The following is a 26071-nucleotide window of genomic DNA, read 5'->3' as shown; positions in this document are numbered from 1 at the left end:
CTGTTCCCCGGTGGTTACGCATTGGCGACAGCCCTAGTCCCCAAGCAGACCCTTTGACTTCAGATACTCCTCAGCGACATCCTTTGCCTTCTGCCGCTCCGCGGCCACCTTACGGTTCAGCTCGGTGAGATCTTTGGTGGTCAGTACCCGGGTGAGCTTGCCGAGCGCATGAGCGATCTCGTCATCGCCCGCGTCCCTGGTGTTCACGACGGGCAGCACATTGTCGGCATTCTGGAGGCTCTTGTCATCGGCCAGCAGGACGAGCCCGAATTCATCGAGCGTGGCGTCCGTTGTGGTGGTGAGCACCATGTCGTTGGTGCCGTCCTTCACCGACTGCTTGGCCGGTACCGTGCCGACGCCCTTGGGGTCGACCTCGGTGACCTCGATACCGTAGGTCTTCTCCAGTCCCGGCTGGCAGAAGGGCCGCTCCGGGCACTCGTCCCCGGCCGCCAACTTGATCTTCAGATTGGCCTCGCCGACATCGGACAGCGTATCCAGCTCGTACTTCTTGGCGAATTCCTTGGTCACCGCGAAGGCGTTCTGATCGACGGCGTCACCGGCCGCCAGAACCGTGAGACCCCGGGGCTGGGCGAGTTTCGTCAACGACTTAACGGTTTTGTCGACATCACTGGAAGCGACGGGCTTCTCGGCGGCGGCCTTCGCGCCGTTCACCTTGGCGTTGAGGAATTCGGCGAGCGTAGCGGCATATTCGGGTACGACATCGATCTCGCCCTTCTCCAGGGCGGGTTCATACAGCTCACGGTTGGCGAGCTTCTGCACCTTGGTCTGATAACCGGCGTCGGACAGCATCATGGCGTAGAGCTGCGCCATGATCTCCGATTCGGTGAACCCGGCCGACCCCACCACCAGGGTGCCCTTGCCGCTCCCTCCCGCCTTCTCCAGGCTCTCACCACCACACGCGGTCAGGCCTGCGGCCAGCACCGTTACGGTGACCGCCGCCGCACAGCGCATACGGGTCCTCTTCACGGATACTCCTCTCCTGACGTCTCTCATGACGCCACCCCCACCGGCACCGGAGCCGTGTCGGGCTCGGGCTCACGTACCGCTCGTGCGCGCCGCCGCATCGGATCCAGCGCCCGGTCTGCCAGAACCAAGGCCGCCTCGACGGCCAGTGCCAGCACGGCGACCAGCACCGCACCGGCCACTACCTGCGGCGTGTTGTAGGTGTTGAAGCCTGCTGTGATGATCCGGCCCAGCCCACCGCCGCCGGGCAGGGCGGCCAGCGTCGCCGTCGCCACCACCTGTACCGCCGCAGCGCGGATACCGGTCATGACCAGCGCGAAGGCCAGCGGGAGTTCAACCCGCCACAACAGCTGGCCACCCGACATCCCCATCCCGCGCGCCGCCTCCACCACATCGCGGTCGGCCTCCCGCATCCCCACATACGCGTTCGTCAGCAGCGGTGGAATCGCGAAGAGGATCAGCGCGATCAGCGTGGGCCAGAGGGCGTATCTGCCCAGCGGGCTGAGCGTCAGCAGCACCAGCACCGCGAAAGTGGGCACCGCTCGCCCGGCGTTGGAGATATTGATGGCCAGCGCGCCGCCCCGGCCGATATGGCCGAGCCACAGCGCCACGGGAAGCGCGATGGCGCACGCGACCGCCAGACACACCACCGTCAGAAAGACATGCTCGCCCAGCCGCTGCCCGATCCCGCCGGTCCCGGTCCAGTGCGCACCGGTGGTCAGCCAGGACCAGGCGTCCACCATCGCCCCCATCGGTCAGGCCGCCTTTCCGGCCCGGGCCCAGGGCGTCAGCAGCCGCTGTACGCCCAGCAGCAGCACATCGGCGAGCACCGCCAGCACCACACAGATCACCGAGGCGGTCAGCACCTCGGTCTTGAAGAAGCTCTCCATGCCGCTGTAGATGAGATTGCCCAGCCCGCCATAGCCGACGATCGCGCCAACCGTGGTCAGGGAGACGGCCGACACGGTCGCGATACGCACCCCGGCCATCAACGCGGGCACCGCGAGCGGCAGTTCAACACTGAACAGCAGCCTTCCCGGGCCGTACCCCATGCCCCGCGCCGCTTCCCGCGCCTCGGCGGGCACGGCCTCCAGACCCGCGAGGATGTTCCGTACGAGCACGGTCAGCGAGTAGAGCACCAGACCGCCTATGACCACCGACACGGAGACCCCGAAGACCGGCATCAGCAGCGCGAACATGGCCAGCGACGGCACGGTGTAGAGCACGGTGGTCATCCCCAGCACCGGCCCGGCCGCCACTCGCCAGCGGCGCGCGAGCAGTGCCAGCGGAAAGGCGAGCAGCAGCCCGAGCAGCACGGAGACGGCGGTGATCCCCACATGCTGCACCGTCGCGTCGGCCAGCTCCTCACCACGGCTGCGGACATATTCTCCGCAGACCCAGTCGTTGGCGCTCAGACATCCTTTCGAAGTCACGCCCGCGACCCTAACCTTCAGCACTGACAATCCCCAGCACTGACACAATGGCGCGATGATCCGGTTTGAGCACGTCACCAAGCGCTACGGCGACGGCACCATCGCCGTGGACGATCTGTCCTTCGAGGTGGCGAAGGGCGAGCTGGTGACGCTCGTCGGGCCGTCCGGATGCGGCAAGACGACCACGATGAAGATGGTCAACCGGCTGACCGACCCTTCCCAGGGGCGCATCCTGCTGGACGGTGCGGACATCGCCGCCAGTGATCCGGTGAAGCTGCGCCGCCGGATCGGCTATGTCATCCAGCAGGTCGGTCTCTTCCCGCACAAGACGGTCCTGGACAACACCGCGACCGTTCCGCAGCTGCTGGGCTGGCGGCGGGCCAAGGGCCGCGAGCGCGCCGCCGAACTGCTCGAACTGGTCGGCCTCGACCCCTCCGTATACGGCGACCGCTACCCGGACCAGCTCTCCGGCGGCCAGCGGCAACGCGTCGGTGTGGCCCGTGCGCTGGCCGCCGATCCGCCCGTCCTCCTCATGGACGAGCCCTTCGGCGCGGTCGACCCGGTCGTCCGCGAACACCTCCAGAGTGAGTTTCTGCGCCTCCAGGCCGAGGTCCGCAAGACGGTCCTGTTCGTCACCCATGACATGGAGGAGGCGGTACGGCTCGGCGACCGTATCGCCGTATACGGTGCCGGCCGGATCGAGCAGTTCGACCCGCCCGCGAAGGTGCTGGGCGCCCCGGCCACCCCGTATGTCGCCGATTTCGTCGGCGCGGACCGCGGCCTGAAGCGGCTCTCGGTCACCCCGGTCGAGAGCGGCGATCTGGAGCAGCCACCGGTCGTCCGGCTGAACGACCGCCTCGACAAGGCGGCCACCCGGATGCGTACCGACGGCGCCCGCTGGGCGGTCGTCCTGGACGACGCGGACGCTCTGCACGGCTGGGTCGCCGCGGAAGAGGTCGCCGCGGCGGCGGACCCGGCCGCCCCGGTCCGCACCCACGCCCGCCGTATGGAGGCCTGGCTCCCCCTGGGCGCCTCCCTCAAACAGGCGTTCAGCACCATGCTCCAGCACGACGCGGGCTGGATCGCCATTCTGGACGGCGACCACTTCGAAGGCGTACTGACCCCGGCCCGGCTGCACGAGGCACTGCGCCGCTCCATCGACGCCGACGAGCAGGGCGTACGCCGCGAGGACACCGACATCCAGACCGTGCCGGGCGGCTGACCCCGCCAGTTGGGCGGTCTTGCGGGGTGGACGCCGGGGCTTCGATCCTTGAGCGCATGACTTCTTTACTGCTCCCTCACGAGGTCGTTGGTGATGGTCCGCACCGGGTGATCGCGGTGCATGGGTGGTTCGCCGACCGTGGTGCGTACGCTGCCGTGCTGCCGGATGTGGACCGGCGGTCATTCAGTTACGCCGTCGTCGATCTGCGGGGATACGGTGCGGCCCGGGACGCCTCCGGGCCGTATACGACCAGTCAGGCGGCTCGCGATGTGCTGGCGCTCGCCGATGAGTTGGGCTGGGAGCGGTTCTCGCTGCTGGGGCACTCGATGGGCGGTGCGGTGATCCAGCGGGTCATGGTGGCGGCTCCCGAGCGGGTGCGGAGGCTGGTCGGTATCGCTCCGGTGCCCGCGAGCGGGGTGCCGATGGAGGGCGCGCAGTGGGAGCTGTTCGAGGGAGCCGCCGAGCGGCCGGAGAACCGGCGCGCGATCCTCGACCTGACGACCGGCGGTCAGCGGCCGGACGCCTATCTGGACCGGATGCTGCGGCAGTCCCTCGAGCGCAGTGACGCCAAGGCCTTCCGGCAGTGGCTGAACTCCTGGGCCCTGGAGGACTTCCACACCGATGTTCAGGGGGCGGCCGTGCCCACCCGGGTGGTGGTGGGCGGGCGTGATCCGGCGCTGAACGCCGAGGTGATGCGGCAGACATGGCTGCGGTGGTACAAGCGGATCGATCTGGTCGAGCTCCCTTGCGCCGGGCACTACCCGGCCGATGAGACCCCGCTGGAACTCATCCAGGCCATCGAGGAGTTCCTGCGCGGGGACCACGGGGATCGCGGGGACCGCGAGGATCGTCTTACGCCCTGAGCCGCTCGCCCATCCAGTCCAGGGCGGGGGCCAGTTCGCGGCCCCAGGTGGAGAAGTTGTGGCCGCCGCTGTCGAGGATGATCGAAGCGATCTTCAGCGGCGGCTGATTGACGGCTGCCTTCTTGATGAAGGCCCGGGTCGCCGCGTAGTTCTTCTCGCCCTGCCTGCTGCTGGTGACCAGCACACTGACCGGCGGCGGTGGGAGGTTGTCCAGTCGCCAGGTCAGGTTGTTCTCGTTCTCCAGCCGCTTGCTGCCGCCGAACAGGTCGCCGGTCTGCGAGTCGCGGGGGGCCTTGTAGTCGGCGGAGAGGCCGACGCCGGTGGAGAAGGCGTCCGGGTGGCGCATGGTCATCTTCAGGGCGCAGTAGCCACCCGTTGAGTTGCCCATGATCCCCCAGTTCTCGGCCTTGTCCCCCACTCGGTAGTGGGTGGACACCGCGCCGCGTACGTCCCGGGTGAAGAAGGTCTCGGTCTGCGGCCCGTCCGGGACGTCCACGCACTCTGTGTCCCGGCCCGGGATGAGGGTCGGCCGCATCATGACCAGGATGGTCGGCTGCAGCCTGCCCGCCTGGATATGGGCTGACGCGGTCTGGGGGACACGCAGCCGGGTGATCAGGTTCTCCGTGGTGCCCGGGTAGCCGGTGAGCACCACCGCCGCCGGGAAGTTCTTTCTCTCGTACCCCCGCTGGAAGTACTGCGGCGGCAGATAGACCAGCGCGGGTGAGCTGATACCGCTCCGGAGGCCGTTGATCCGCACCTCGTCGATGCGGCCCGCCTTCGCCGGGTCGGCGCCGTGCCTGACGCGAAGGCTCCGCTGGCCCCGCACCTGAAGCGGCTTGCCGTCGGAGTTGTACTCCGTGACGGTGCCCTTCGGCCGTTCGACGCCGAAGAGATCCGCCTTGAGGTCGGACCAGCTGGCGTAGAAGCCATTGGCGTTGTTGGCCAGCAGCCCGACGGTGGCGAAGATCGCGAGCTGGGTCCCCAGTACGAGTCCGATTCGTCCCAGGATGCTGCGGACGCTGTTACGGGAGAGCTTCGGCCACAGCCAGATGGTGGCGATGAACAGCAGCACGGCCGCGAAGATGGCCAACGCGAGCACCTTGTTGCTGGTGAGACCCATGAACCGTGCACTTCCTGAGAAAGGGGCAACCTGTTCATCCGAATTCACGTCTTATGCGCAGTAATGCGTTCGGTGGGGCGACGGGAACGGGATGTCAGTCAAAGTAGAGAGTGAAAGAACCGCATCGGTCGCTCCGGCACCGGCACCGGTTTCTGAATCGACTTCTGAATCGACGCGGCCTCAGCGCCCTCGCTGGCTGCCGCGCGGGCCGCGGCCCGCCGCCATCCCCACCGTCGTCGGCACGGCCTGTGGGCTCATCGGGCTGCTCAACCTGGTCTCCGGGATCTTCCCCGGGCTCCGCCGCAGCCGTATGCACGACCTTGCCGAGGTGCTGCCCGGCACCGTCTGCTCACTCGCCGCGGCCGCCTCCATCGTGGTCGGCGTGCTGCTGCTGATCCTTGCCCATGGCCTCAAGCGCGGTAAGCGGCGCGCCTGGGCGGCGGCCGTGGTGCTGGTGCCCGTCGGCGCGGCCGCCCAGCTGCTCTACCGGCACTCGGTCATCGGGACCCTGCTCTGCCTCGCCCTGCTGTGGCCGCTGCTGCGGCACCGCCGGGAGTTCGCCGCGCTCCCCGATCCGCGCGGCCGGTGGCGGGCGGCCGTCAACTTCCTGGTTCTGGGCGGTGGCAGCCTTGCCCTCGGGCTGGTCATCGTGGGGGCGCACCCGAACCGGATCACCGGTGACCCGGGGCTCGGGGAACGGCTCCAGCATGTGCTGTGGGGTCTCTTCGGCTTTGAGGGGCCGGTGTCCTACGCCGGGCGTGCCTCGGACACCGTCGCCTACTCGCTGGGCGCGCTCGGGCTGCTGACCGCCATCACCACCGCGTATCTCGCCTTCCGGCCGCACCACCCGGCCGCCCGGCTGACCGCCGAGGACGAAGAACGGCTGCGCGGGCTGCTGGCCCGGCACGGCGGCCGGGACTCGCTGGGCCACTTCGCCCTGCGCCGGGACAAGAGCGTGGTCTTCTCCGAGTCCGGCAAGGCGGCCGTCTGCTACCGGGTGGTGAGCGGAGTGATGCTGGCCAGCGGCGACCCTGTGGGCGATGTGGAGGCCTGGCCGGGCGCGATCGACAGGTTCATGGCGCTGGCCCGCGCGCACTCCTGGACCCCGGCGGTGATGGGCTGCTCGGAGACCGGCGGCCATGTGTGGACCCGGGAGACCGGTCTGGACGCCCTGGAGCTGGGCGACGAGGCGGTCGTCGAGGTGGCCTCCTTCACCCTCGCCGGGCGGGGCATGCGGAACGTACGGCAGATGGTCAAGCGCATTGAGCGGGCCGGTTACGAGACCCGGGTGCGCCGGGTGCGCGAGCTGGACGCCGAGGAGCTGGCCCAGGTCCGTACGGCCGCCGACACCTGGCGCGGCACTGAGACCGAGCGGGGCTTCTCCATGGCACTCGGCCGGGTCGGCGACCCGGCCGACGGGGACTGTGTCGTGGCCACCGCGCACCTGGCGGGCGAGCTGAAAGCGGTGCTCCACTTTGTCCCGTGGGGCGGGGACGGGATGTCGCTGGACCTGATGCGGCGGGACCGGTCCGCCGACCCCGGGATGAACGAGCTGCTGATCGTGGCCGCGATACAGGCCGCGCCGGGGCTGGGGATCAGGCAGGTCTCGCTCAACTTCGCGATGTTCCGGGCGGTGCTCGCCCGGGGTGAGCGGCTGGGCGCCGGGCCGGTGCTGCGGATGTGGCGAAAGCTTCTGATCTTCCTCTCCCGCTGGTTCCAGATCGAGTCCCTGTACAAGTTCAACGCGAAGTTCCAGCCGCGCTGGGAGCCGCGCTTCCTGGTCTTCCGGCACGCCCGCGACCTTCCCCGTATCGGCTTCGCCGCAATGCAGGCCGAAGGCTTCGTAACCCTCCCCCCAACCCCACGACGCTCCGGCCAGCCCCGGGGCGGAGCTCGCGACGCTTGGTGGGCACAACCCGGCCACCGGCCCGCACCGGCAAACCCCGGGGCCCCGGGGCGAAGCCCCGGTTTCCGGGAAGGTGGGGGCACCTCCCAGCGGTAGCTGGGGGAGGGATACGGGGAAACCCACCCACGGCACTCCCGCTCACGGGGCCCGGGGGCGGAGCCCCGTTAGCCGGGCTCCCGGTGTTGCGCACGGCGCCCACCTTGAGCACCGGCCCATCCACGGCGCGTAGCATGGCGACGATCGTCCGGTACCGATCCAGCGGACTGGAACGGAAGGCCCAGCTCACGTGAATGAACAACCCACCGGCAACGCCGAGGACCGCCCCGCCCGGCTCACCGTCGGAGTCGTCGGCGCCGGCCGGGTCGGCCCCGCGCTGGCCGCCGCGCTACGGCTCGCCGGGCACCGCCCGGTCGCCGCCTCCGGGGTGTCCGACGCCTCCCGGCGCCGCGCGGCCGCGCTGCTGCCCGGGGTGCCGCTGGTCGAGCCCGCCGAGGTGCTGGCCCGCGCCGAGCTGGTCCTGCTCACCGTCCCCGATGACGCGCTGCCCGGCCTCATCAGCGGTCTCGCCGAGACCGGGGCCATCCGCCCGGGACAGCTCATCGCCCATACGTCCGGCCGCTACGGCACCGCCGTCCTTGACCCCGCGCTGCGCGCGGGCGCGCTGCCGCTCGCCCTGCACCCGGTGATGACCTTCACCGGGACGCCGGTCGATGTGCAGCGGCTGGCCGGCTGCTCCTTCGGCGTCACCGCGCCCGAGGAACTGCGGCTGGCCGCCGAGGCGCTGGTCATCGAGATGGGCGGCGAGCCCGAGTGGATCGCCGAGGAGTCCCGCCCGCTCTACCACGCCGCCCTCGCGCTGGGCGCCAACCATCTGGTCACCCTGGTCGCCCAGTCCATGGAGCTGCTACGGGCCGCCGGAGTGGCCGCTCCGGACCGGATGCTCGGCCCGCTGCTGGGCGCCGCCCTCGACAACGCCCTGCGATCCGGCGACGCTGCTCTCACCGGGCCGGTCGCCCGCGGCGACGCGGGCACCGTCGCCGCGCATATCGCCGAGCTGCGCGAGCACGCGCCGGGCGCGGTCTCGGGCTACCTCGCCATGGCCCGTACGACGGCGGACCGGGCGCTCGCGCATGGGCTGCTCAAGCCGGAGCTGGCCGAGGACCTGCTTGAGGTGCTCGCGGACGGAGGAGCGTGATGAGCGTGCGGCTGCTGCACACCGCCGAAGCGCTGCGCCCGGCGCCCCGACCGGGGCGCCGCGCGGTGGTGATGACCATGGGCGCCCTGCACGAGGGCCACGCCACGCTGATCCGTAAAGCCCATGACATGGCCGGCCCGGACGGCGAGGTCGTGGTGACCGTGTTCGTCAACCCACTCCAGTTCGGCGCCGGCGAGGACCTGGACCGCTATCCGCGAACCCTGGACGCGGACCTCCGGGTCGCCGAGCGGTCGGGCGCGGACACCGTCTTCGCGCCGGACGTCGACGAGGTGTACCCGGGTGGGCAGCCCGAGGTCCGGATCACCGCGGGCCCCATGGGTGAACGCCTCGAAGGCGCCTTCCGGCCAGGCCACTTTGACGGCATGCTCACGGTCGTCGCCAAGCTCCTCCACCTCACCGCGCCGGATCTCGCCCTCTACGGCGAGAAGGATGCCCAGCAGCTCGCGCTGATCACCCGGATGGCGCGGGATCTCAACTTCCCGGTCGAGGTCGTCGGCGTACCGACGGTCCGCGAGGAGGACGGCCTCGCCCTCTCCAGCCGTAACCGCTACCTTTCGGCCGCCGAGCGGCAGACCGCCCTGTCCCTGTCCTACGCACTCTTCGCCGCCCGCGACCGGCTGACCGCCGAAGGCGCCCTGCGCGCGCGGGCGGCCGCCGCTCCCGGCCGCCCGGAGAGCACGGACCGCGCCGCGGCGCTCGCGGCACTTGACGAGCCCCGCGCCTCGGCCGACGCCCATGCCCTCGCCCACGCGTGGGGCCGCCCCAGCTCGGCCCTCGCCGCGGCCCGGCAGGTGCTGGACGAGGCGGCGCGGACGAGGAGCCCGGACGTGGATTACGCCGTGGACTACCTCGCCCTGGTCGACCCGGCCGACTTCACCGAAGTCCCCGAGACCCATGCGGGCGAAGCGATCCTCGCCGTCGCCGCCCGCGTCGGCACCACCCGCCTTATCGACAACATCCGCCTCACCTTTGGGACCGCCTCGTGACCGGCATACGACTGCACGCCCTCGATCCAAGCTGGGCCATCGAGGCTGACGTCGTGGTCGTCGGCTCCGGTGTCGCCGGACTCACGGCGGCGCTCCGCTGCGCCGCCACCGGCCAGCGGACCGTCATCGTCACCAAGGCCCACCTGGACGACGGCTCCACCCGCTGGGCCCAGGGCGGCATCGCCGCGGCGCTCGGTGAGGGCGATACGCCCGAGCAGCACCGCGACGACACGCTGGTCGCGGGCGCGGGCCTCTGCGATGAAGAGGCCGTACGCCTCCTGGTCACCGAGGGCCCGGACGCCGTACGTCGCCTCATCGCCACCGGCGCGGTCTTCGACACCTCCGCCGCCACCGGCCAGATCGAACTGACCCGGGAAGGCGGCCACCACCGCCGCCGTATCGCCCACGCGGGCGGCGACGCGACCGGCGCGGAGATCTCCCGCGCCCTCGCCGGCGCGGTCCATGAGGCGGGCATAGAAACCGTTGACCACGCCCTGGTCCTTGACCTGTTGACGGACGCCGACGGTCATACGGCCGGGATCTCCCTCCATGTCATGGGCGAGGGCCAGCACGACGGTGTGGGGGCCGTGCACGCCCCCGCGGTCGTCCTGGCCACCGGCGGCATGGGCCAGGTCTTCTCCGCGACCACGAACCCGGCCGTCTCCACCGGCGACGGCGTCGCCCTGGCCCTGCGTGCCGGAGCGGAGGTCTCCGATCTGGAGTTCGTCCAGTTCCACCCCACGGTTCTGTATCTGGGTCCGGACGCCCAGGGCCAGCAGCCGCTGATCTCGGAAGCGGTACGCGGTGAGGGCGCGTATCTCATCGACGCCGACGGCACCCGCTTCATGGTCGGCCAGCACGAGCTGGCCGAGCTGGCTCCCCGCGATATCGTCGCCAAGGGGATCATGCGCCGCTGCCAGGAGCAGGGCGTCGACCATATGTATCTGGACGCCCGCCACTTCGGCGCCCGGATGTGGGCCGAGCGCTTCCCCACGATCCTGGCCGCCTGCCGTACCCACGGCATCGACCCGGTCACCGCCCCCATCCCGGTCGCTCCCGCCGCCCACTACGCCTCCGGCGGTATCCGCACCGATCTGCACGGCCGCACCACGGTCCCCGGCCTCTACGCGTGCGGTGAGGCCGCCTGCACCGGCGTCCACGGCGCCAACCGGCTCGCCTCGAACTCCCTCCTGGAGGGCCTGGTCTTCGCCGAACGCATCGCCGCGGATATCGCGGATACCGCGGATACCGCGGATACCGGGGACACCGCTACGTCGCCGGAAAGGCGCGTACGGGAGGTCCCCGCGACGGGCGCGGCGGGGGAGCCGCCAATGGAGCTGCTGCCCCCCGAAGCCCGCCCCACCGTGCAGCGGATCATGACGCGCGGCGCCGGAGTCCTGCGCTCGGCGGAGAGCCTGGCCACCGCCGCCGCCGAACTCGACGAACTCGCCGCCGCCCACAAGCCCGCCGAGCCCGGTGTGGAAGCCTGGGAGACGACCAACCTTCACCTCGTCGCCCGTGTCCTGGTCACCGCCGCCCTCCGCCGTGCGGAGACCCGGGGCTGCCACTGGCGGGAGGACTTCCCCGATCGCGATGACGAGGTGTGGCGCCGCCACCTCATCGTTACGCTCAACACCGCCAGCACCCTCACGACCCGCACCACCGACGCCACCGGCTTCCCGCCGGTCGTCTGCCCGTCGCCCGCCACCGAGGAGAAGCCGTGACCACCCCCGACGACCGCACAGAGCGCCCCGAGCCCGCCAGACGGCAGCCCGTGGCCCTCCCGCTGCTCCCCATCGCGGCCAGCGGCGGAGGATGCGGCGACTCCTGCGGCTGCGGCTCCCCCGACGAGGCGGAGCCCGGCCTCGACCCCCTGGAGTGCGGGCTCGACCCGGACCTTGCCCAGCTCCTGGCGGACGCGGGCCTCGACCCGGTCCAGGTCGAGGACATCGCCCACCTCGCCATCGAGGAGGACCTCGACCACGGCATCGATGTCACCACCGTCGCCACCATCCCCGAAGATGCCGTTGCCACCGGCGACTTCACCGCCCGCGAGGCGGGCACCGTCGCCGGGCTGCGGATCGCCGAGGCGATTCTCTCCATCGTCTGCACCGATGAGTTCGAGGTCGAGCGCCATGCCGAGGACGGTGACCGGGTCGCCGCCGGCCAGCGGCTCCTGACCGTCCGTACCCGCACCCGCGACCTCCTCACCGGCGAACGCAGCGCGCTCAATCTCCTGTGCCGCCTCTCCGGCATCGCGACCGCCACCCGCGCCTGGGCCGATGCCCTGGCCGGTACGAACGCCAAGGTGCGGGACACCCGCAAGACCACCCCGGGCCTGCGCTCCCTGGAGAAGTACGCGGTCCGCTGCGGCGGCGGTGTCAACCATCGTTTCTCCCTCTCCGACGCCGCGCTCATCAAGGACAACCACGTCATCGCGGCAGGCGGTGTGGCCGAGGCGTTCAAGGCGATCCGTGCGGAGTTCCCCGATGTCCCCATCGAGGTGGAGGTCGACCGCCTCGACCAGATCGAGCCCGTACTCGCGGAGGGCGCGGAGCTGATCCTGCTGGACAACTTCACCCCCGCTGAGACCGCCGAAGCGGTCAAGCTCGTCGCGGGCCGCGCGGCCCTGGAGTCCTCCGGCCGCCTGACCCTCGACAACGCCGCCGCGTACGCCGCCACCGGCGTCGACTACCTCGCGGTCGGTGCGCTCACCCACTCCGCCCCGATCCTGGACATCGGCCTGGATCTGCGCGACGTACGGGACGACCGAGAAGAACCGCGTGAGGCGAACTGACCATGCTGCTCACCATCGACGTCGGCAACACTCAGACCGTCCTTGGCCTCTTCGACGGCGAGGACATCGTCGAGCACTGGCGCATCTCCACGGATGCCCGCCGCACCGCCGATGAACTCGCCGTGCTGCTCCAGGGGCTGATGGGCATGCACCCGCTGCTCGGGGTGGAGCTCGGCGAGGGCATCGACGGCATCGCCATCTGCTCCACCGTCCCCTCCGTCCTGCATGAGCTGCGCGAGGTGACCCGCCGCTACTACGGCGACATCCCCGCCGTACTGGTCGAGCCGGGTGTCAAGACCGGCGTGCCGATCCTCATGGACAACCCGAAGGAGGTCGGCGCCGACCGCATCATCAACGCCGTCGGCGCGGTCGAGCTCTACGGCGGCCCCTGCATCGTCGTGGACTTCGGTACGGCCACCACGTTTGACGCGGTCTCCGCCCGGGGGGAGTACGCCGGTGGTGTTATCGCGCCCGGTATCGAGATCTCCGTCGAGGCCCTCGGTATGCGCGGCGCCCAGCTACGCAAGATCGAGCTCGCGCGGCCGCGCAATGTCATCGGCAAGAACACCGTAGAGGCCATGCAGTCCGGCATCCTCTACGGCTTCGCCGGGCAGGTCGACGGGGTCGTGGAACGCATGGCCCGCGAGCTGGCCGGCCCCGACGGCGATCCCGACGATGTCACGGTTATCGCCACCGGTGGCCTGGCTCCCATGGTGCTCGGCGAGGCCTCGGTCATCGACGAGCACGAGCCCTGGCTGACCCTGATCGGCCTGCGCCTCGTCTACGAGCGGAACGTCTCCCGGATGTAGCCGGGCGCGTTGATGGGCGTTTTGGTCGCATTTAGCACTTAAAGTCACACTATGCCCACGCCACACGGTTCCCGAGGCGGCATGGCCTTCAGCGCGGATGAGCTGCGTGTGCTCCGACGCGCCCTCGCCAATGCCCTCCAGCCCGCCCCCGTCCCCGATCAGGAGGAGGTCCGGGAGTGTCTGATGCTTGCCCAGGCTGTGAACGATGTGACGCATGAGGCGCACCGGCTCCGCGCCTTCCTCACCGCCGACCTGGTCCGCTACCGGGACGCCCTGCCGGGCTCCGCGACGGGCTATCTGGAACGCCTCCAGGACGCCCTGGAGGCGGGCTATGTGCCGACCGTCGACGACCTGGCCGCCGTGCACGAGCTCTGCGCGCAACGAACGGGCCCATCTGAGGCGGCTCGCCGCACCGAACTGCTGACCCGGGTGGTCCTGCCGGCCGCCCGGACCCACCTGTACGCGCTTCCCGGTGGCCGCTCGGCGGAGGCGGCGGAGGCGGCGGAGGCCGGGGAGGAGAAGGAGAAGCCGAAGCCGGACCGTACGAAGCCGCCCGCCAAACCGGCACCCAGCCGCCCGGTACCCACTCCCGCCGAGGTCTTCCCACCCCGCCGCCGCCCCACGCCCGCACCGTCCCCACCTCCCCCACCCCCAGAGGAGTCCTACCCCAAAGCGGTTTAGCCCTTATTGGCGCCCTCGCACCGGTCGGCCCTGGCGGGCCTCCCGGGCTTCGGCCTCCCCTAGCCCTGGCGGGCTGGGAGGTGCCCCCAGCGCCGGACTCCGTCCGTCGGTGCTGGCTGAGCGTCGTTGTCGGCGGTGGGAGTTCCCCGAACCCGGCCCCTTCCCGAAACTGGGGGCTGCCGCCCCCAGACCCCCACCCCCATGTTGTGGGCACTCGCAGCCCCGCGAGGGGCGTGGGTCCACCCTGCTACGCAACCACCCACCCACCCCAGCCACGACGCTCCGGCCAACCCCGTAACGGAGCTTGCGACGCTTGGTGGGCACAACACCCGGCCACCGGCCCGCACCCGGCCACCTCCGGGGCCCGGGGCGAAGCCCCGGTTTCCGGGAAGGGGCGGGATACGGGGAAACCCACCCACGGCACCCCCGCGCTGGGGCGGAGCCCCGCCACGCGGCGGAGGCGCATAGAGGCAGAACCGGGGAGGGGCGGGAACGGGGACACCCACCCACGGCGGGACAGCCGGCAACGTACGGCGGGGCAGCAGCCTGCTCACCCGCCCCCGCGAAGAGCCGGACACAAGCTGGCCTACTCTGGAAGGCCCGCGCAGCAAGGAGGCCGACAGCATGGATTACGTCGCCGCACTCACCCCCTCCGCGGTGATGGCCGTAGCCTTCACCGCGCTCATCGTGACGATCGTGAAGAGCCAGGGCGGCCCCAACAAGGCCAAGGAGGACGCCGCCGTGGATGCCGCGTTCGCCCGCGCGGACGCGGCCCAGGCGGCGAGCCAGCCCCAGCCGGACGCCGAATCCCGCGAATCCCGCGAATCCCGCGCCTAAGCCGCGCAAGCGATACGCACCCTCCGCCGCCCCCATTCGCCCTTTTTATACCGAATGACGCTCCGAAAAGGGGCGTCATTCGCGACATCTCCCACTAATATTCTTCCTGTGCCGCGACCATTGGGTGAGTTGGAAGACGCCATCATGACCCGGGTATGGCAGTGGAACCGCCCGGTAACCGTCCGAGAAGTCCTGGAAGATCTCCAAGAAGAACGGCAGATCGCCTACACGACGGTCATGACCGTAATGGACAACCTGCATCAGAAGGGCTGGGTCCGCCGTGAGCAGGACGGTCGCGCCTATCGATATGAAGCGGTCTCCACTCGTGCCGCCTACGCCGCCGCCCTCATGAACGAGGCTTGGTCGGCAAGCGACAACCCCGCATCCGCACTCGTCGCGTTCTTCGGGATGATGTCCCCGGAACAGGTCGAAGCTCTGCGGGACGCCTTGCGCGTTGTGCAACTCAATGGTGTGCATCTCTCGCCTCCAGAGGAGCGATAGCGTTCGGTCATGCCAGAAGCCATAAGTGAGGTCACCGTTCGCCGGGCGAGGACCAGCGATGTACGTGCTGTGCGCCGCCTCATCGACACCTACTCACGCGACCGGATCCTCCTCGACAAAGCGACTGTGACGCTTTACGAGGACATCCAGGAGTTCTGGGTCGCCGAGCGGGACCACGATGCCGAGGTGGTCGCCTGTGGTGCCTTGCATGTGATGTGGGAAGACCTCGCGGAGGTCCGCACGCTGGCCGTAGACCCTTCTCTCAAGGGCACCGGTGTGGGACATCAGGTGCTGGAGAAGCTGCTCCAGACCGCGCGCTGGCTCGGTGTCCGGCGCATTTTCTGTCTCACCTTCGAAGTGGACTTCTTCGCCAAGCATGGCTTCACTGAGATCGGTGAGACACCGGTAGACGGCGATGTCTACAGTGAGCTGCTTCGTTCCTATGACGAGGGTGTGGCCGAGTTCCTCGGTCTCGAACGAGTGAAGCCCAACACCTTGGGCAACAGCCGGATGCTGCTGCACCTATGAGGGCGCCTATGTCTCATCACGGAGTCATCACATCTGCGTGGCCTATGTCCGAAACATCCCGCCAATCCCTGTCGGGTCGCTAGACAAACATCCCACAGGGTTTGTGTTTTCCGGGGAAAAGAGGTTTGCTGGCGTCGTCAATATCAGTAATCGGTTATCGCTGTCCCAATGGCAGGACGGCGACAGTGAATGGGAGTAGCCGTGGCACAGAAGGTTCAGGTCCTTCTTGTAGACGACCTCGATGGCGGCGAGGCGGACGAGACGGTGACGTTCGCGCTGGACGGCAAGTCCTACGAGATCGACCTCACCACCGCCAATGCGGACAAGCTGCGCGAGGCTCTGGCTGACTTCGTGAAGGCAGGCCGCCGCACCGGTCGCGTTTCGCGCGGCAAGGGCCGCGCCGCAGCGGCGAGCGGTGGCAGCCAGGACACCGCCAAGATCCGCGCTTGGGCGCGGGAGAACGGTTACGAGGTCAATGACCGCGGCCGGGTCCCCGCCGAAATCCGCGAGGCATACGAGAAGGCCAACGCCTGAGCGCCTTGGGCGCCAGCATTCCGCCGCAGCCGAGCGCGGTGGCATTCCGTGGCTGCCGCGCTGACCAGTCGTACGAGATCCACCTCGCACCCCGGTTCGGGAGGCCGTAGCCAAACCGCGGCCTCCCGCGAGCCGGTTTCTGTGGTTTCCGTGGTTTCGGTGGTTTCTGTTTCCGCGCACCCCCCACACCGCGGACCTTCCCGGGCGGTCAGATCCAGCTCGACGCCGCCCCACTCAAGCCACTCCAGCAGCCCCGGAAACTCTTCCGCGCTGCCCTCCGGCACCATCAGCCGGACGCGACCGGTCTCCGGGTCGTACTCCATGGGGCCGGTCCGCACCCCGCGCCGCAGCAGCGCGAACCCAGCATCGGCGGGCATCTCCAGATAGTCGTGGTTCTCAGCGTTCTCAGCGTTCTCTGCGTTTCTGGCGTCTTCATGGTTCGCCCGGACAGGTGGATCACTGGCCGCGTCCTCCGCGGTGGTCCGTGGGCGTGGGAGGGTGAAGGTCATGCCCGGAGCAACTGCCAAAACCCCAGTAAGTTACGTAGAGTTGGTCCGTGATCACGTCGTGTGCTTATGCGGGGAGCGTGGGGTCGCCGCCGACGGCGCAAGGGTGTTCGCCGGTAGCGGATGACCCCTGGGTGCTCCGCATGGAGTGCAGGTTCCAGCGGGTAAGGAATCCCTAGTGGTACGGGGGTGCGGAAGGCGATGACGCTATGGCGGAGCGTGTCGGCAGCGGCGCGTTCGCCATGGGCGTACTGAATGCAGGTGGATACGCCTGGCCTGCGGGAACATCGTCTCGCACCATCGGGTTGGAACTGTTGTCGGCTGTTCGGGGCAGGTGCCCGTGGATGGGTGACAGCAGTTGGAATGAGCGGTCCCCCGTTGCGGGACTAAGCTGCGGAAGGACAGGGAGGGGACCTACCCCTAACTGACTGACCGCTCTGAGGAGCGATTAACGATGTTCGAGAGGTTCACCGACCGCGCGCGGCGGGTTGTCGTCCTGGCTCAGGAAGAAGCCCGGATGCTCAACCACAACTACATCGGCACTGAGCACATCCTCCTGGGCCTGATCCACGAGGGTGAGGGTGTCGCCGCTAAGGCACTGGAGAGCCTCGGGATTTCGCTCGAGGCGGTCCGCCAGCAGGTGGAGGAGATCATCGGTCAGGGGCAGCAGGCGCCCTCCGGCCACATCCCCTTCACTCCTCGCGCCAAGAAGGTGCTGGAGCTGTCGCTCCGCGAGGCACTTCAGCTTGGCCACAACTACATCGGCACGGAGCACATCCTGCTCGGCCTGATCCGCGAGGGCGAGGGCGTCGCAGCCCAGGTCCTTGTGAAGCTGGGCGCCGATCTGAACCGGGTGCGGCAGCAGGTCATCCAGCTGCTCTCCGGTTACTCCGGCGGCAAGGAGGCGGCCACCGCCGGTGGCCCTGCCGAGGGCACGCCCTCGACCTCCCTTGTCCTGGACCAGTTCGGCCGCAACCTCACGCAGGCCGCCCGCGAATCCAAGCTCGACCCGGTCATCGGGCGCGAGAAGGAGATCGAGCGGGTCATGCAGGTGCTCTCGCGCCGCACCAAGAACAACCCGGTCCTCATCGGCGAGCCCGGCGTCGGCAAGACGGCGGTGGTCGAGGGCCTGGCCCAGGCCATCGTCAAGGGTGAGGTGCCCGAGACCCTCAAGGACAAGCACCTCTACACCCTGGACCTGGGCGCCCTGGTCGCCGGCTCCCGGTACCGCGGTGACTTCGAAGAGCGCCTGAAGAAGGTTCTCAAGGAGATCCGCACCCGCGGCGACATCATCCTGTTCATCGACGAGCTGCACACCCTGGTGGGTGCGGGCGCCGCCGAGGGCGCGATCGACGCCGCCAGCATCCTCAAGCCCATGCTGGCCCGCGGCGAGCTGCAGACCATCGGTGCCACGACGCTCGATGAGTACCGCAAGCACCTGGAGAAGGACGCGGCCCTGGAGCGCCGCTTCCAGCCCATCCAGGTCGCGGAGCCGTCGCTGCCGCACACGATCGAGATCCTCAAGGGTCTGCGCGACCGGTACGAGGCACACCACCGTGTCTCCATCACGGACGCCGCCCTGGTCGGAGCCGCGACGCTGGCCGACCGGTACATCTCGGACCGCTTCCTGCCGGACAAGGCGATCGACCTGATCGACGAGGCCGGATCCCGGATGCGTATCCGCCGGATGACCGCGCCGCCGGACCTCCGCGAGTTCGATGAGAAGATCGCGAACGTCCGCCGGGAGAAGGAGTCCGCGATTGACTCGCAGGACTTCGAGAAGGCGGCTTCCCTGCGGGACACCGAGAAGCAGCTCCTGGCGCAGAAGGCCAAGCGGGAGAAGGAGTGGAAGGCCGGCGACATGGATGTCGTCGCCGAGGTGGACGAGGAGCTGATCGCCGAGGTCCTCGCCGCGTCCACGGGTATCCCGGTCTTCAAGCTGACGGAGGAGGAGTCCTCCCGTCTGCTGCGCATGGAGGACGAGCTCCACAAGCGCGTCATCGGCCAGGAGGACGCCATCAGGGCCCTCTCGCAGGCCATCCGGCGTACCCGCGCCGGCCTGAAGGACCCGAAGCGCCCCGGTGGCTCGTTCATCTTCGCCGGCCCGTCCGGTGTCGGTAAGACGGAGCTGAGCAAGACCCTCGCCGAATTCCTCTTCGGCGATGAGGACGCGCTCATCTCCCTGGATATGTCCGAGTTCTCGGAGAAGCACACGGTCTCCCGCCTCTTCGGCTCGCCTCCCGGCTATGTCGGCTATGAGGAGGGTGGCCAGCTCACCGAGAAGGTGCGCCGTAAGCCGTTCTCGGTCGTCCTCTTCGATGAGGTCGAGAAGGCCCACCCGGATATCTTCAATTCCCTGCTGCAGATCCTGGAGGACGGTCGCCTGACCGACTCCCAGGGCCGGGTCGTGGACTTCAAGAACACCGTCATCATCATGACGACAAACCTTGGCACCCGGGATATCTCCAAGGGCTTCAACCTGGGCTTCGCCGCCCAGGGCGATGTGAAGACCGGCTACGAGCGGATGAAGAACAAGGTCAACGAAGAGCTCAAGCAGCACTTCCGGCCGGAGTTCCTGAACCGTGTCGATGACACGGTGGTCTTCCACCAGCTCACCCGGGAAGACATCATCCAGATCGTCGACCTGATGATCGCCCAGGTGGATGAGCGTCTGAAGGACCGCGACATGGGCATCGAGCTCAGCACCGAGGCCAAGGAACTGCTCGCCAAGCGCGGCTACGACCCGGTGATGGGTGCCCGGCCGCTGCGTCGGACGATCCAGCGGGAGATCGAGGACGCGCTCTCCGAGAAGATTCTCTTCGGCGAGCTGCGCCCCGGTCACATCGTGGTGGTCGATACCGAGGGCGAGGGTGAAGAGGCGAAGTTCACCTTCCGCGGCGAGGAAAAGTCCGCCCTTCCGGACACCCCGCCGGTCGAGCAGGCCACGGGCCACGGCCCCAACCTGACGAAGGAGCCCTGACAGGTCTCCTGAGGCCAAGACCCATATCGGCCCCGGAACCGAGGAAGGTTCCGGGGCCGACGTATGTCCGTGAGCCGTATCCATACGCGCCCGGCCCGGTGCGGGCCGGGCCCGCACACGGCCCCATAACTGCGCTGCGTACAGCGGCAGGTACAGCGTCAGCTGTGATGGATCCAGCTCGGAGCGGTTCAGCTGGTACGTGCGATGTGCTCGATGTGGATGGTGTGGGCTTCCGGATCGACGCGGTAGAGGATGCGCCAGGCGCCGTGGCGAAGACGACGGTGGTGGGTGCCCCAGGGGCGGGATCCTTCAGGCCGGGAGTCCTCGGCAAGCTGATCGGTGGCCTGGAGGAGGGCATCAACACTGCGGGGGTCATCCTTGAGGTGACCGGTGGCGGTGTCGAGGGCAGCTGGTTCCCACAGAACCTGCCATGTCACGCGCCCCTCCCCGCGGCGTCGAGGAGGGCGCGACGTGCTTCGTCGTGAGGAATCGGGCTCTCGGTGCGGCCGAGCGCCCGATCACGCTCAAGGCGAGCGAGGGCGAGGGCGTCCTCAAGATCTTCGAGCTCGGCGGGGGAGATGAGGACCGCTGCTGGGACGCCGCGGTCTGTCAAGGTGATGTGCTCGTGCTGGGCGGCGCGGCGCGCGAGGTCACCGAGCTTGCCTCGCGCCTCGGCGATCGGATATGTAGCGGACATATATCTACTGTACACCTATGTATATGTTCCGCTGGGGCGATTCGAGGAATTCTCAACAACGGCAAACCCTGGGGCTAGGAGCCGACTGGGTCCGGGGGAGCCTCTGGGAGACGGAGGGTCGCTACCGCGCCCGGTGTGGTGTTGCGGAAGGTCAGCCGGGCGCCCAGCACCCGGGCCTGGCCGGTTGCGATGGTCAGGCCCAGGCCGTGCCCCGTACCGGCGCGGTCGGTGCTGCCGGTGCGGAAGCGGCTGGGGCCGTCGGCCAGCAGGGCCGGGGGGAAGCCGGGGCCGTGGTCGCGGACCCGGATCAGCCGGTCCTCGACGGTGACCTCGACCGGCGGTGCGCCATGGCGGGCGGCGTTGACCAGCAGGTTGCCCAGGATCCGTTCCAGCCGGCGCGGGTCGGTGGTGACGATCGCGTCCCGTACGACCTCAACTTCCGCGTCCGGCGCCAGGGTCCGCACCCGGCGGGTGACGAACTCGCCGAGCGCGACCTCCTGCAGCTCGGCCCGTTCGGCGGCGCCGTCCAGCCGGGCCACCTCCAGGATGTCCTCGACGAGGGTACGCAGCACCTGTGCCCGGTCCCGCACCATCTCCGTGGGCCGCCCCGCGGGGAGCAGCTCGGCTGCGGTGAGCAGGCCGGTCACCGGGGTACGCAGCTCATGGGCGATATCGGCGGTGACTCGGCGCTCGGCCTCCAGCCGGGCTTGCAGGGCGTCGGTCATGGCGTCGATGGCGCGGGCCAGTTCATCAGTCTCGTCCTGGGCCCGGCCGCCGATCGCCTCCCGTACCCGTACATCGGCGTCGCCCTCGGCGACCCGGCCCGCCGCGACGGCCGCCTTGCGCAGCCGCCGGGAGAGCTTGCCGCCGATCAGCACCCCGAGCGCGGTGCTGCCGAGCACGACCGTCAACGAACCGATCACCAGGGTCCGGTCCAGCTCGCCCAGGACCGAGTAGCGGTCGGTGAAGCGGGTGTGCAGCGAGAGCACACCGCCGTCCGGGAGCGGGGTCGCCGCCCAGACATCCGGGCTGCTGCTGCCGCCCTCACTGACATATGTGGCGCGTTCGCCACGGGCGAGGGCATCCAGCAGCGGCTCCGGCAGGTCGGGATCGTTGAGCATCGCGCCGAAGGCCAGCCGCTCATTGGACTCGTAGATCCGCTGCGCGGACTGCAGCCGTTCATCCTGAAGATCACGGCTGTTGTTGATCATTGAGATGCGGGCGGCGTTGTGTACGAGCAGACTCAGCACCAGCGCGACCAGCGCGCTGACGGCTGCGATGGCGATGCTCAGCTTCCAGCGCAGGCCGACGCGGAGGGTCAGTCGGTACACGGGGCAGGCACCTCAGCCCTTCAGCTTGTAGCCGAAGCCCCGGACGGTTTCGATCCGGTTCTGTCCGATCTTCGCCCGCAACCGCTGCACATGGACATCGACGACCCGGGTGTCCCCGCCCCAGCCGTAGTCCCACACCCGTTCCAGCAGCCGGTCCCGGGACAGCACCGCACCGGGTGCGGCGGAGAACTCCAGCAGCAGCCGCATCTCGGTCGGCGTCAGCGGCACCGGCTCGCCGTCCCGGCGGACCTCCATCCCCTCCGTGTCGACCTCCAGATCGCCGAACCGCAGCAGCGTGTCCCGGCAGCCGGGAGCGTCCCCGTGCCCGTCCGCGTCCGCCGCCGGACTCGCTACCCGGGAGTGCTCGAAGCGGCGCAGCACCGCGCGGATCCGGGCCACCAGCACCGCGCCGTCAAAGGGCTTGGTCACATAGTCGTCGGCCCCGGCCTCCAGGCCGAGGACCACATCGATGGAGTCCGCCCGCGCGGACAGCATGATCACCGGGACCGTCGACTCATCCCGGATACGGCGGCACAGGCTCACCCCGTCGAGCCCCGGCACCATCACATCGAGCAGTGCCACATCGGGCCGGTCGGCCCGGAACGCCTCCAGACCGGCCAGTCCGTCGGCGACCGCCGTCACCGTGAAGCCGTCCCGCTCCAGGGTCAGCTGAAGTGCCTCCCGGATGACGTCGTCGTCCTCCACGAACAGCACATGCGTGTCGGCCACCGCTTGTCTCAGCCCTCTCCACCGGTTTCGCCCGCACCGGCCGTGGTCTTCGGATACTCCTTGTACGCGCGGTCCAGCTCGGCGAACTTGCCGTCCCGCCACACATAGGTGACGACATCCTCGCCGGACGGGCAGCAGACCGGGTCGTCGTTGAAGTAGATCTGCTGGTACACCTGCAACGCGCCCTTGTCGATCTCGGCGTATACGGCCGGTTCCTCATCGGCGAAGACGTTCACATACTCACCGGCACGATTCTGCCGGTAGACATAGCTGCCCACACCCTTGCCATCAGCACAGGTCGAGACATTGACCACAACATCGGACGCGGCAGCGCGAGTCAGCCGACCGTAGGCCAGATCGATCGGCCATGCCTTCCGGGTGCAGGGGTGCAGATCCCGCTTGACGGCGGCGCCGACCGCCGGATCGGCCTTCAGCAGCGCGACGATATCCAGCTCCCGGTCCGCGCCGGGCGGGGACACCGGGACCGCCGCGGTCGGCAGCGGCGGCTCTTCCGGTGAGTCCTGGGCGCCGCCCGAGGGAGTGGCGGACGGCTTGGGCGAGCCGGCCTCCGCGCCGCTGTCGGTGGGCAGCGGGGAGGCGGGCAGCTGAGTGATCTTGGAGTGGGGGCTGTCGGAGGCGGCCGCGGACTGCTCGACCCGGATGCCGCCGCCGCTGCCGCACGCGGTCAAGGCGGTGGCCAGCAGCACCGAGACCGTCGAGGCAGCGGCCACCGTGGGAGCCGCCTTCAGGCAGCGCACGCCGCGCGTTCCCGCTCCTGGGTCCGCTCCTGCTCCCAACGCAGCTCCCTGCTCTCCAGCTCCGCACGCAGCCGGGCCAGCGCCCGGTGCAGTGTGCTCTTCACCGTCCCGGCGGACATCCCCAGCGCCTCCGCCGTCTCCTCCGTGGTCATCTGCTCCCAGTGGCGCAGTACGACCACGCTGCGCTGCTTGGGCGCCAGCACCCCGAGGATGTCGATCAGCAGCGCCCGGTCGGCGTGCTGCTCGGAACCGTCGTCGACGCTCGCCACATCGGGAAGCGCTTCGGTCGGCACCTCGTGGAGTCGCCGGGAGCGCCACCACTCGGTACGAGTATTGATCATCACCCGGCGCAGATAGGCGTCGGCCAGCGACTTGTCGGCTATACCGTCCCACTTTCCGTAGGTCCGGACCAGCGCGGTCTGGAGCAGGTCCTGGGCGTCGATCGGGTCCGGCACGAGGCGGCGGGCGCTGCGCAGAAGGGCATCCTGCCGCGTCCGTACGTAATCCTCAAAGTCCAGCACCTGTGCCGTCCCCGTCATGCCCGCCTCCTCGTGGCTCGCCGGTCCCCGTTTGGTCAGTCGGGGCCGGTCGGTCTGATGAGGAAGAAGCTACGGAGCCGGTGTTGCGGCGTGCCCATGGCGAGCGCACAACGGCCGCACGAGTACCCGTCGGTTGTGTAACAGGGCTGTGCAACAGAGCTGTCAGCTGAGCGGCAGGCGGTAGACCCCGCCCGCCAACGGTTCGACGAGACCGTCCGCGACCAGCCCGTCAAGCGCCCGGGCCCGCTGCGTCGGCTCGTCCCACACCTGATCCAGCACCTCCTGCGGCACCGGCGAAACCGCTTCACGCAGTACGGCCAGCAGCTTGCCGCGGACCTGGCGGTCCGTACCGGCGTAGGTCTGGCCACGGCGGGGCGGGCCCTCATGCGGAGGCGATCCCGCGAGCCGCCAGGCGCACCGGTCGGCGATCGGGCAGCGGGCGCAGCCGGGGGTGCGGGCCGTGCACACCAGGGCGCCCAGCTCCATGGTGGCCGCGGCCCAGCGTGCCGCCTGCGCCTCGGCCTCGGGGAGCGCGGACCGGGCCAGCTTGCGCTCGGCGGCGGTGGTGGCGTTCGGCGGATACTGCTGGCCGCCCAGCGCGCGGGCGAAGACCCGGCGCACATTGGTGTCCAGCACCGGATGCCGCTGACCGTAGGCGAACGAGGCCACTGCCGCAGCCGTGTACTCGCCGACCCCGGGCAGCGCGAGGAGCTGGGCGTGCTCCTTGGGTACTTCGCCGCCGTGCCGCTCCGCTATGGCCGCCGCCGCCCCGTGCAGTCGCAGAGCCCGCCGCGGATAGCCGAGGCGGCCCCAGGCGCGTACCGCCTCGCCGGGCGGCTCGGCGGCCAGGTCGGCGGGGCGTGGCCAGCGCGCCAGCCACTGCTCGTACACCGGCAGCACCCGGTTCACCGGGGTCTGCTGCAGCATGAACTCGCTGACCATCACACCCCAGGCCCCCGCCTCGGGGCGGCGCCAGGGCAGATCGCGGGCGTGAGCGTCGAACCAGTCGATGACGGGTGCGTGGAGATCGGTCGCGCTGTGCTCGGGCGCGTTGTGCTCAGTCGTAGCAGTCATGGCGCCTTAGATCCTGGCACGGTGTGTGGCGAGGGAGAAACGCTCCGCGCCGCGCGCCTGCGTGGTCTGGGGCGTTGAGTGCCGCTGATACGAAAAGATGTCCCTCGTGTGGCGGGTACGGGGCTGTGTGGCGCCTGATGTCTCGTAAGGTTTCCGCGTGGGATCTCTGCGCAATCCGATCGGGCCGCTTCCCTCCTCCATCTACTGGCGACGGAGGGCAGTTGCGCTGTCCCTGGTCGCTTTGCTCCTTGTGCTGGTCGTCTGGGCGCTCAACTCCGGTGCCGGCAGCGGCGGTAAGCAGGCGGGTGGCGGCTCGGACAACCGTGGCGACGGCGCCGCCAGCGCGATTACGCCCGGGCCCACCAGCTCGGAGCCGGTGATCAGCGAGCGCCCCGGGGGGCGCGATGAGGAGGACGGCGGCGCGGACGGCGACCACGGCGGTACCGGTGACTCCGCGGGTACGGGCGGTGGCTCCGGCGACGACGGTTCCAACGGTACGGGGGGATCCGGCGGGTCCGCCGGCTCCGCGCGTACGGGCGGTACGGCGGGCGGCGGCGGGGTACCGGCGGCGGATCTGCCGACGTGCACGTCGGGTCCGGTCAAGCTGCGCCTGGTCAGCGTCGAGAATGAGTACGCGCCGGGGGAGAAGCCCAAGTTCAAGCTCATCGCGGAGAACGGTGGGGGCGACGCCTGCAAGGTCGACTTCGGACCGAAGAAGGCCGTCATCACCATCTCGGACACCAACGACGACACGGTCTGGGCCTCCGACCACTGCCCGGCCGGGAGCGGCTCGGCGCTGCTGCGGGTTCCGGCGCGGGGTGAGGTTACTCACACGGTCGAATGGGACCGTAAGCGCAGTGCGGCTGAGTGTGCGACGCCTTCCGGGGGGTCGGCGAAGACCGGCACGTATCTCGCCGAGGCAGCGGTCCCGGGCCTGGGCACGGCCCAGACGTCTTTCGTCCTGACGAAGGACTAGGCGCCGCCCTGCGCGGGGGGCTTCGCCCCGGACCCCAGTCCGCCGGACGGGCTCGAAAATCGAG

26 protein-coding genes are annotated in these 26071 nt (G+C 69.6%); 15 read left to right on the top strand and 11 right to left on the bottom strand.

Features of this window, described 5'->3' with window-relative positions; translation table 11 throughout:
- Nucleotides 1-33: 33 nt before the first annotated feature.
- The 3 genes from test1122_RS11050 to test1122_RS11040 are packed head-to-tail and all read right to left on the bottom strand — an operon-like array spanning nt 34 to nt 2417.
- Entirely contained in the window at nt 34-972 is a 939-nt protein-coding gene (locus tag test1122_RS11050) for an ABC transporter substrate-binding protein (RefSeq protein ID WP_232271863.1), read from the bottom strand.
- 38 nt (nt 973-1010) lie between these two features.
- Nucleotides 1011-1736, bottom strand: coding sequence for an ABC transporter permease (locus tag test1122_RS11045; protein ID WP_232269001.1), 726 nt, complete (start codon nt 1734-1736; stop codon nt 1011-1013).
- 3 nt (nt 1737-1739) lie between these two features.
- Entirely contained in the window at nt 1740-2417 is a 678-nt protein-coding gene (locus test1122_RS11040) for an ABC transporter permease (RefSeq protein WP_232269000.1), read from the bottom strand.
- A 55-nt stretch (nt 2418-2472) separates the two neighbouring features.
- Between test1122_RS11040 and test1122_RS11035 the strand changes: the two genes are divergently transcribed.
- A complete protein-coding gene (locus tag test1122_RS11035) occupies nt 2473-3639 on the top strand; it encodes an ABC transporter ATP-binding protein (protein WP_232268999.1) in 1167 nt (388 codons plus the stop codon).
- Between the two features lie 56 nt (nt 3640-3695).
- The gene (locus test1122_RS11030; protein WP_232268998.1) at nt 3696-4502 is read left to right on the top strand and encodes an alpha/beta fold hydrolase; all 807 of its coding nucleotides are present in this window, start codon (nt 3696-3698) and stop codon (nt 4500-4502) included.
- On the opposite strand, the gene test1122_RS11025 is transcribed toward test1122_RS11030, so the two are convergent.
- Nucleotides 4492-5622, bottom strand: a complete 1131-nt coding sequence (locus test1122_RS11025) for an alpha/beta hydrolase (RefSeq protein WP_232268997.1) — start codon at nt 5620-5622, stop codon at nt 4492-4494. The genes test1122_RS11030 and test1122_RS11025 overlap by 11 nt on opposite strands.
- Nucleotides 5623-5713: 91 nt before the next feature.
- Between test1122_RS11025 and test1122_RS11020 the strand changes: the two genes are divergently transcribed.
- The 12 genes from test1122_RS11020 (at nt 5714) to test1122_RS10965 (ending at nt 19903) form a co-directional block, all read left to right on the top strand.
- Nucleotides 5714-7624: a phosphatidylglycerol lysyltransferase domain-containing protein gene (locus test1122_RS11020; protein ID WP_232268996.1), complete on the top strand. Its 1911-nt coding sequence runs from the start codon at nt 5714-5716 to the stop codon at nt 7622-7624.
- Between the two features lie 190 nt (nt 7625-7814).
- On the top strand, nt 7815-8723 hold the full coding sequence (locus tag test1122_RS11015) for a Rossmann-like and DUF2520 domain-containing protein (RefSeq protein ID WP_232268995.1): 909 nt from the start codon (nt 7815-7817) through the stop codon (nt 8721-8723).
- Nucleotides 8723-9730 (top strand): pantoate--beta-alanine ligase, encoded by a 1008-nt coding sequence (gene panC, locus test1122_RS11010; protein ID WP_232268994.1) that lies wholly within the window; start codon nt 8723-8725, stop codon nt 9728-9730. The genes test1122_RS11015 and panC overlap by 1 nt, the downstream gene beginning before the upstream one ends.
- Complete coding sequence (locus test1122_RS11005; protein WP_232268993.1) at nt 9727-11454, top strand: L-aspartate oxidase; 1728 nt, start codon at nt 9727-9729, stop codon at nt 11452-11454. Before panC ends, test1122_RS11005 begins: the two co-directional genes overlap by 4 nt.
- Nucleotides 11451-12527, top strand: coding sequence for a carboxylating nicotinate-nucleotide diphosphorylase (nadC, locus tag test1122_RS11000; protein WP_422396963.1), 1077 nt, complete (start codon nt 11451-11453; stop codon nt 12525-12527). Before test1122_RS11005 ends, nadC begins: the two co-directional genes overlap by 4 nt.
- Nucleotides 12528-12529: 2 nt before the next feature.
- Nucleotides 12530-13336: a type III pantothenate kinase gene (locus test1122_RS10995; protein ID WP_232268992.1), complete on the top strand. Its 807-nt coding sequence runs from the start codon at nt 12530-12532 to the stop codon at nt 13334-13336.
- A 51-nt stretch (nt 13337-13387) separates the two neighbouring features.
- Nucleotides 13388-14017, top strand: coding sequence for a hypothetical protein (locus tag test1122_RS10990; RefSeq protein ID WP_232268991.1), 630 nt, complete (start codon nt 13388-13390; stop codon nt 14015-14017).
- 624 nt (nt 14018-14641) lie between these two features.
- Nucleotides 14642-14854 carry a hypothetical protein gene (locus test1122_RS10985; protein ID WP_232268990.1) on the top strand — a complete coding sequence of 71 codons (213 nt, stop codon included), beginning with the start codon at nt 14642-14644 and terminating at the stop codon, nt 14852-14854.
- A 108-nt stretch (nt 14855-14962) separates the two neighbouring features.
- The gene (locus test1122_RS10980; RefSeq protein WP_232268989.1) at nt 14963-15355 is read left to right on the top strand and encodes a BlaI/MecI/CopY family transcriptional regulator; all 393 of its coding nucleotides are present in this window, start codon (nt 14963-14965) and stop codon (nt 15353-15355) included.
- Nucleotides 15356-15364: 9 nt separating this feature from the next.
- Nucleotides 15365-15883: an amino-acid N-acetyltransferase gene (locus test1122_RS10975; RefSeq protein ID WP_232268988.1), complete on the top strand. Its 519-nt coding sequence runs from the start codon at nt 15365-15367 to the stop codon at nt 15881-15883.
- Between the two features lie 201 nt (nt 15884-16084).
- Complete coding sequence (locus test1122_RS10970; RefSeq protein WP_232268987.1) at nt 16085-16417, top strand: histone-like nucleoid-structuring protein Lsr2; 333 nt, start codon at nt 16085-16087, stop codon at nt 16415-16417.
- Between the two features lie 960 nt (nt 16418-17377).
- On the top strand, nt 17378-19903 hold the full coding sequence (locus tag test1122_RS10965) for an ATP-dependent Clp protease ATP-binding subunit (protein WP_232268986.1): 2526 nt from the start codon (nt 17378-17380) through the stop codon (nt 19901-19903).
- Between the two features lie 188 nt (nt 19904-20091).
- On the opposite strand, the gene test1122_RS10960 is transcribed toward test1122_RS10965, so the two are convergent.
- The 7 genes from test1122_RS10960 to test1122_RS10930 form a co-directional block, all read right to left on the bottom strand.
- A complete protein-coding gene (locus test1122_RS10960; RefSeq protein WP_232268985.1) occupies nt 20092-20340 on the bottom strand; it encodes a type II toxin-antitoxin system RelE family toxin in 249 nt (82 codons plus the stop codon).
- A complete protein-coding gene (locus test1122_RS10955) occupies nt 20337-20600 on the bottom strand; it encodes a type II toxin-antitoxin system prevent-host-death family antitoxin (RefSeq protein ID WP_232268984.1) in 264 nt (87 codons plus the stop codon). The genes test1122_RS10960 and test1122_RS10955 overlap by 4 nt, the downstream gene beginning before the upstream one ends.
- Before the next feature lie 74 nt (nt 20601-20674).
- Complete coding sequence (gene cseC, locus test1122_RS10950) at nt 20675-21931, bottom strand: two-component system sensor histidine kinase CseC (protein ID WP_232268983.1); 1257 nt, start codon at nt 21929-21931, stop codon at nt 20675-20677.
- Between the two features lie 12 nt (nt 21932-21943).
- Nucleotides 21944-22660, bottom strand: coding sequence for a two-component system response regulator CseB (gene cseB, locus test1122_RS10945; RefSeq protein WP_232268982.1), 717 nt, complete (start codon nt 22658-22660; stop codon nt 21944-21946).
- A gap of 8 nt (nt 22661-22668) precedes the next feature.
- A complete protein-coding gene (locus test1122_RS10940; protein ID WP_232268981.1) occupies nt 22669-23418 on the bottom strand; it encodes a hypothetical protein in 750 nt (249 codons plus the stop codon).
- Nucleotides 23406-23957 (bottom strand): SigE family RNA polymerase sigma factor, encoded by a 552-nt coding sequence (locus test1122_RS10935; RefSeq protein ID WP_232268980.1) that lies wholly within the window; start codon nt 23955-23957, stop codon nt 23406-23408. The genes test1122_RS10940 and test1122_RS10935 overlap by 13 nt, the downstream gene beginning before the upstream one ends.
- Before the next feature lie 162 nt (nt 23958-24119).
- Nucleotides 24120-25031 (bottom strand): HhH-GPD family protein, encoded by a 912-nt coding sequence (locus test1122_RS10930; protein ID WP_232268979.1) that lies wholly within the window; start codon nt 25029-25031, stop codon nt 24120-24122.
- 157 nt (nt 25032-25188) lie between these two features.
- Here test1122_RS10930 and test1122_RS10925 point away from each other — a divergent pair, with 157 nt between their 5' ends.
- Nucleotides 25189-26007: a hypothetical protein gene (locus test1122_RS10925; protein WP_232268978.1), complete on the top strand. Its 819-nt coding sequence runs from the start codon at nt 25189-25191 to the stop codon at nt 26005-26007.
- Nucleotides 26008-26071 lie beyond the last annotated feature (64 nt).

This window comes from Streptomyces gobiensis, from assembly GCF_021216675.1.
Taxonomy (GTDB): domain Bacteria; phylum Actinomycetota; class Actinomycetes; order Streptomycetales; family Streptomycetaceae; genus Streptomyces; species Streptomyces gobiensis.
Note: the sequence above shows the minus strand (reverse complement) of the source record. Positions and strands in the feature narration are given on the sequence as shown.

Coding starts and splice junctions, on each gene's coding strand:
- test1122_RS11050 (WP_232271863.1), bottom strand. CDS start 972: ATGCGCTGTGCGGCGGCGGTCACCGTAACGGTGCTGGCCGCAGGCCTG.
- test1122_RS11045 (WP_232269001.1), bottom strand. CDS start 1,736: ATGGGGGCGATGGTGGACGCCTGGTCCTGGCTGACCACCGGTGCGCAC.
- test1122_RS11035 (WP_232268999.1), top strand. CDS start 2,473: ATGATCCGGTTTGAGCACGTCACCAAGCGCTACGGCGACGGCACCATC.
- test1122_RS11030 (WP_232268998.1), top strand. CDS start 3,696: ATGACTTCTTTACTGCTCCCTCACGAGGTCGTTGGTGATGGTCCGCAC.
- test1122_RS11025 (WP_232268997.1), bottom strand. CDS start 5,622: ATGGGTCTCACCAGCAACAAGGTGCTCGCGTTGGCCATCTTCGCGGCC.
- test1122_RS11020 (WP_232268996.1), top strand. CDS start 5,714: ATGTCAGTCAAAGTAGAGAGTGAAAGAACCGCATCGGTCGCTCCGGCA.
- panC (WP_232268994.1), top strand. CDS start 8,723: ATGAGCGTGCGGCTGCTGCACACCGCCGAAGCGCTGCGCCCGGCGCCC.
- test1122_RS10995 (WP_232268992.1), top strand. CDS start 12,530: ATGCTGCTCACCATCGACGTCGGCAACACTCAGACCGTCCTTGGCCTC.
- test1122_RS10990 (WP_232268991.1), top strand. CDS start 13,388: ATGCCCACGCCACACGGTTCCCGAGGCGGCATGGCCTTCAGCGCGGAT.
- test1122_RS10985 (WP_232268990.1), top strand. CDS start 14,642: ATGGATTACGTCGCCGCACTCACCCCCTCCGCGGTGATGGCCGTAGCC.
- test1122_RS10975 (WP_232268988.1), top strand. CDS start 15,365: ATGCCAGAAGCCATAAGTGAGGTCACCGTTCGCCGGGCGAGGACCAGC.
- test1122_RS10965 (WP_232268986.1), top strand. CDS start 17,378: ATGTTCGAGAGGTTCACCGACCGCGCGCGGCGGGTTGTCGTCCTGGCT.
- test1122_RS10955 (WP_232268984.1), bottom strand. CDS start 20,600: ATGTCCGCTACATATCCGATCGCCGAGGCGCGAGGCAAGCTCGGTGAC.
- test1122_RS10935 (WP_232268980.1), bottom strand. CDS start 23,957: ATGACGGGGACGGCACAGGTGCTGGACTTTGAGGATTACGTACGGACG.
- test1122_RS10930 (WP_232268979.1), bottom strand. CDS start 25,031: ATGACTGCTACGACTGAGCACAACGCGCCCGAGCACAGCGCGACCGAT.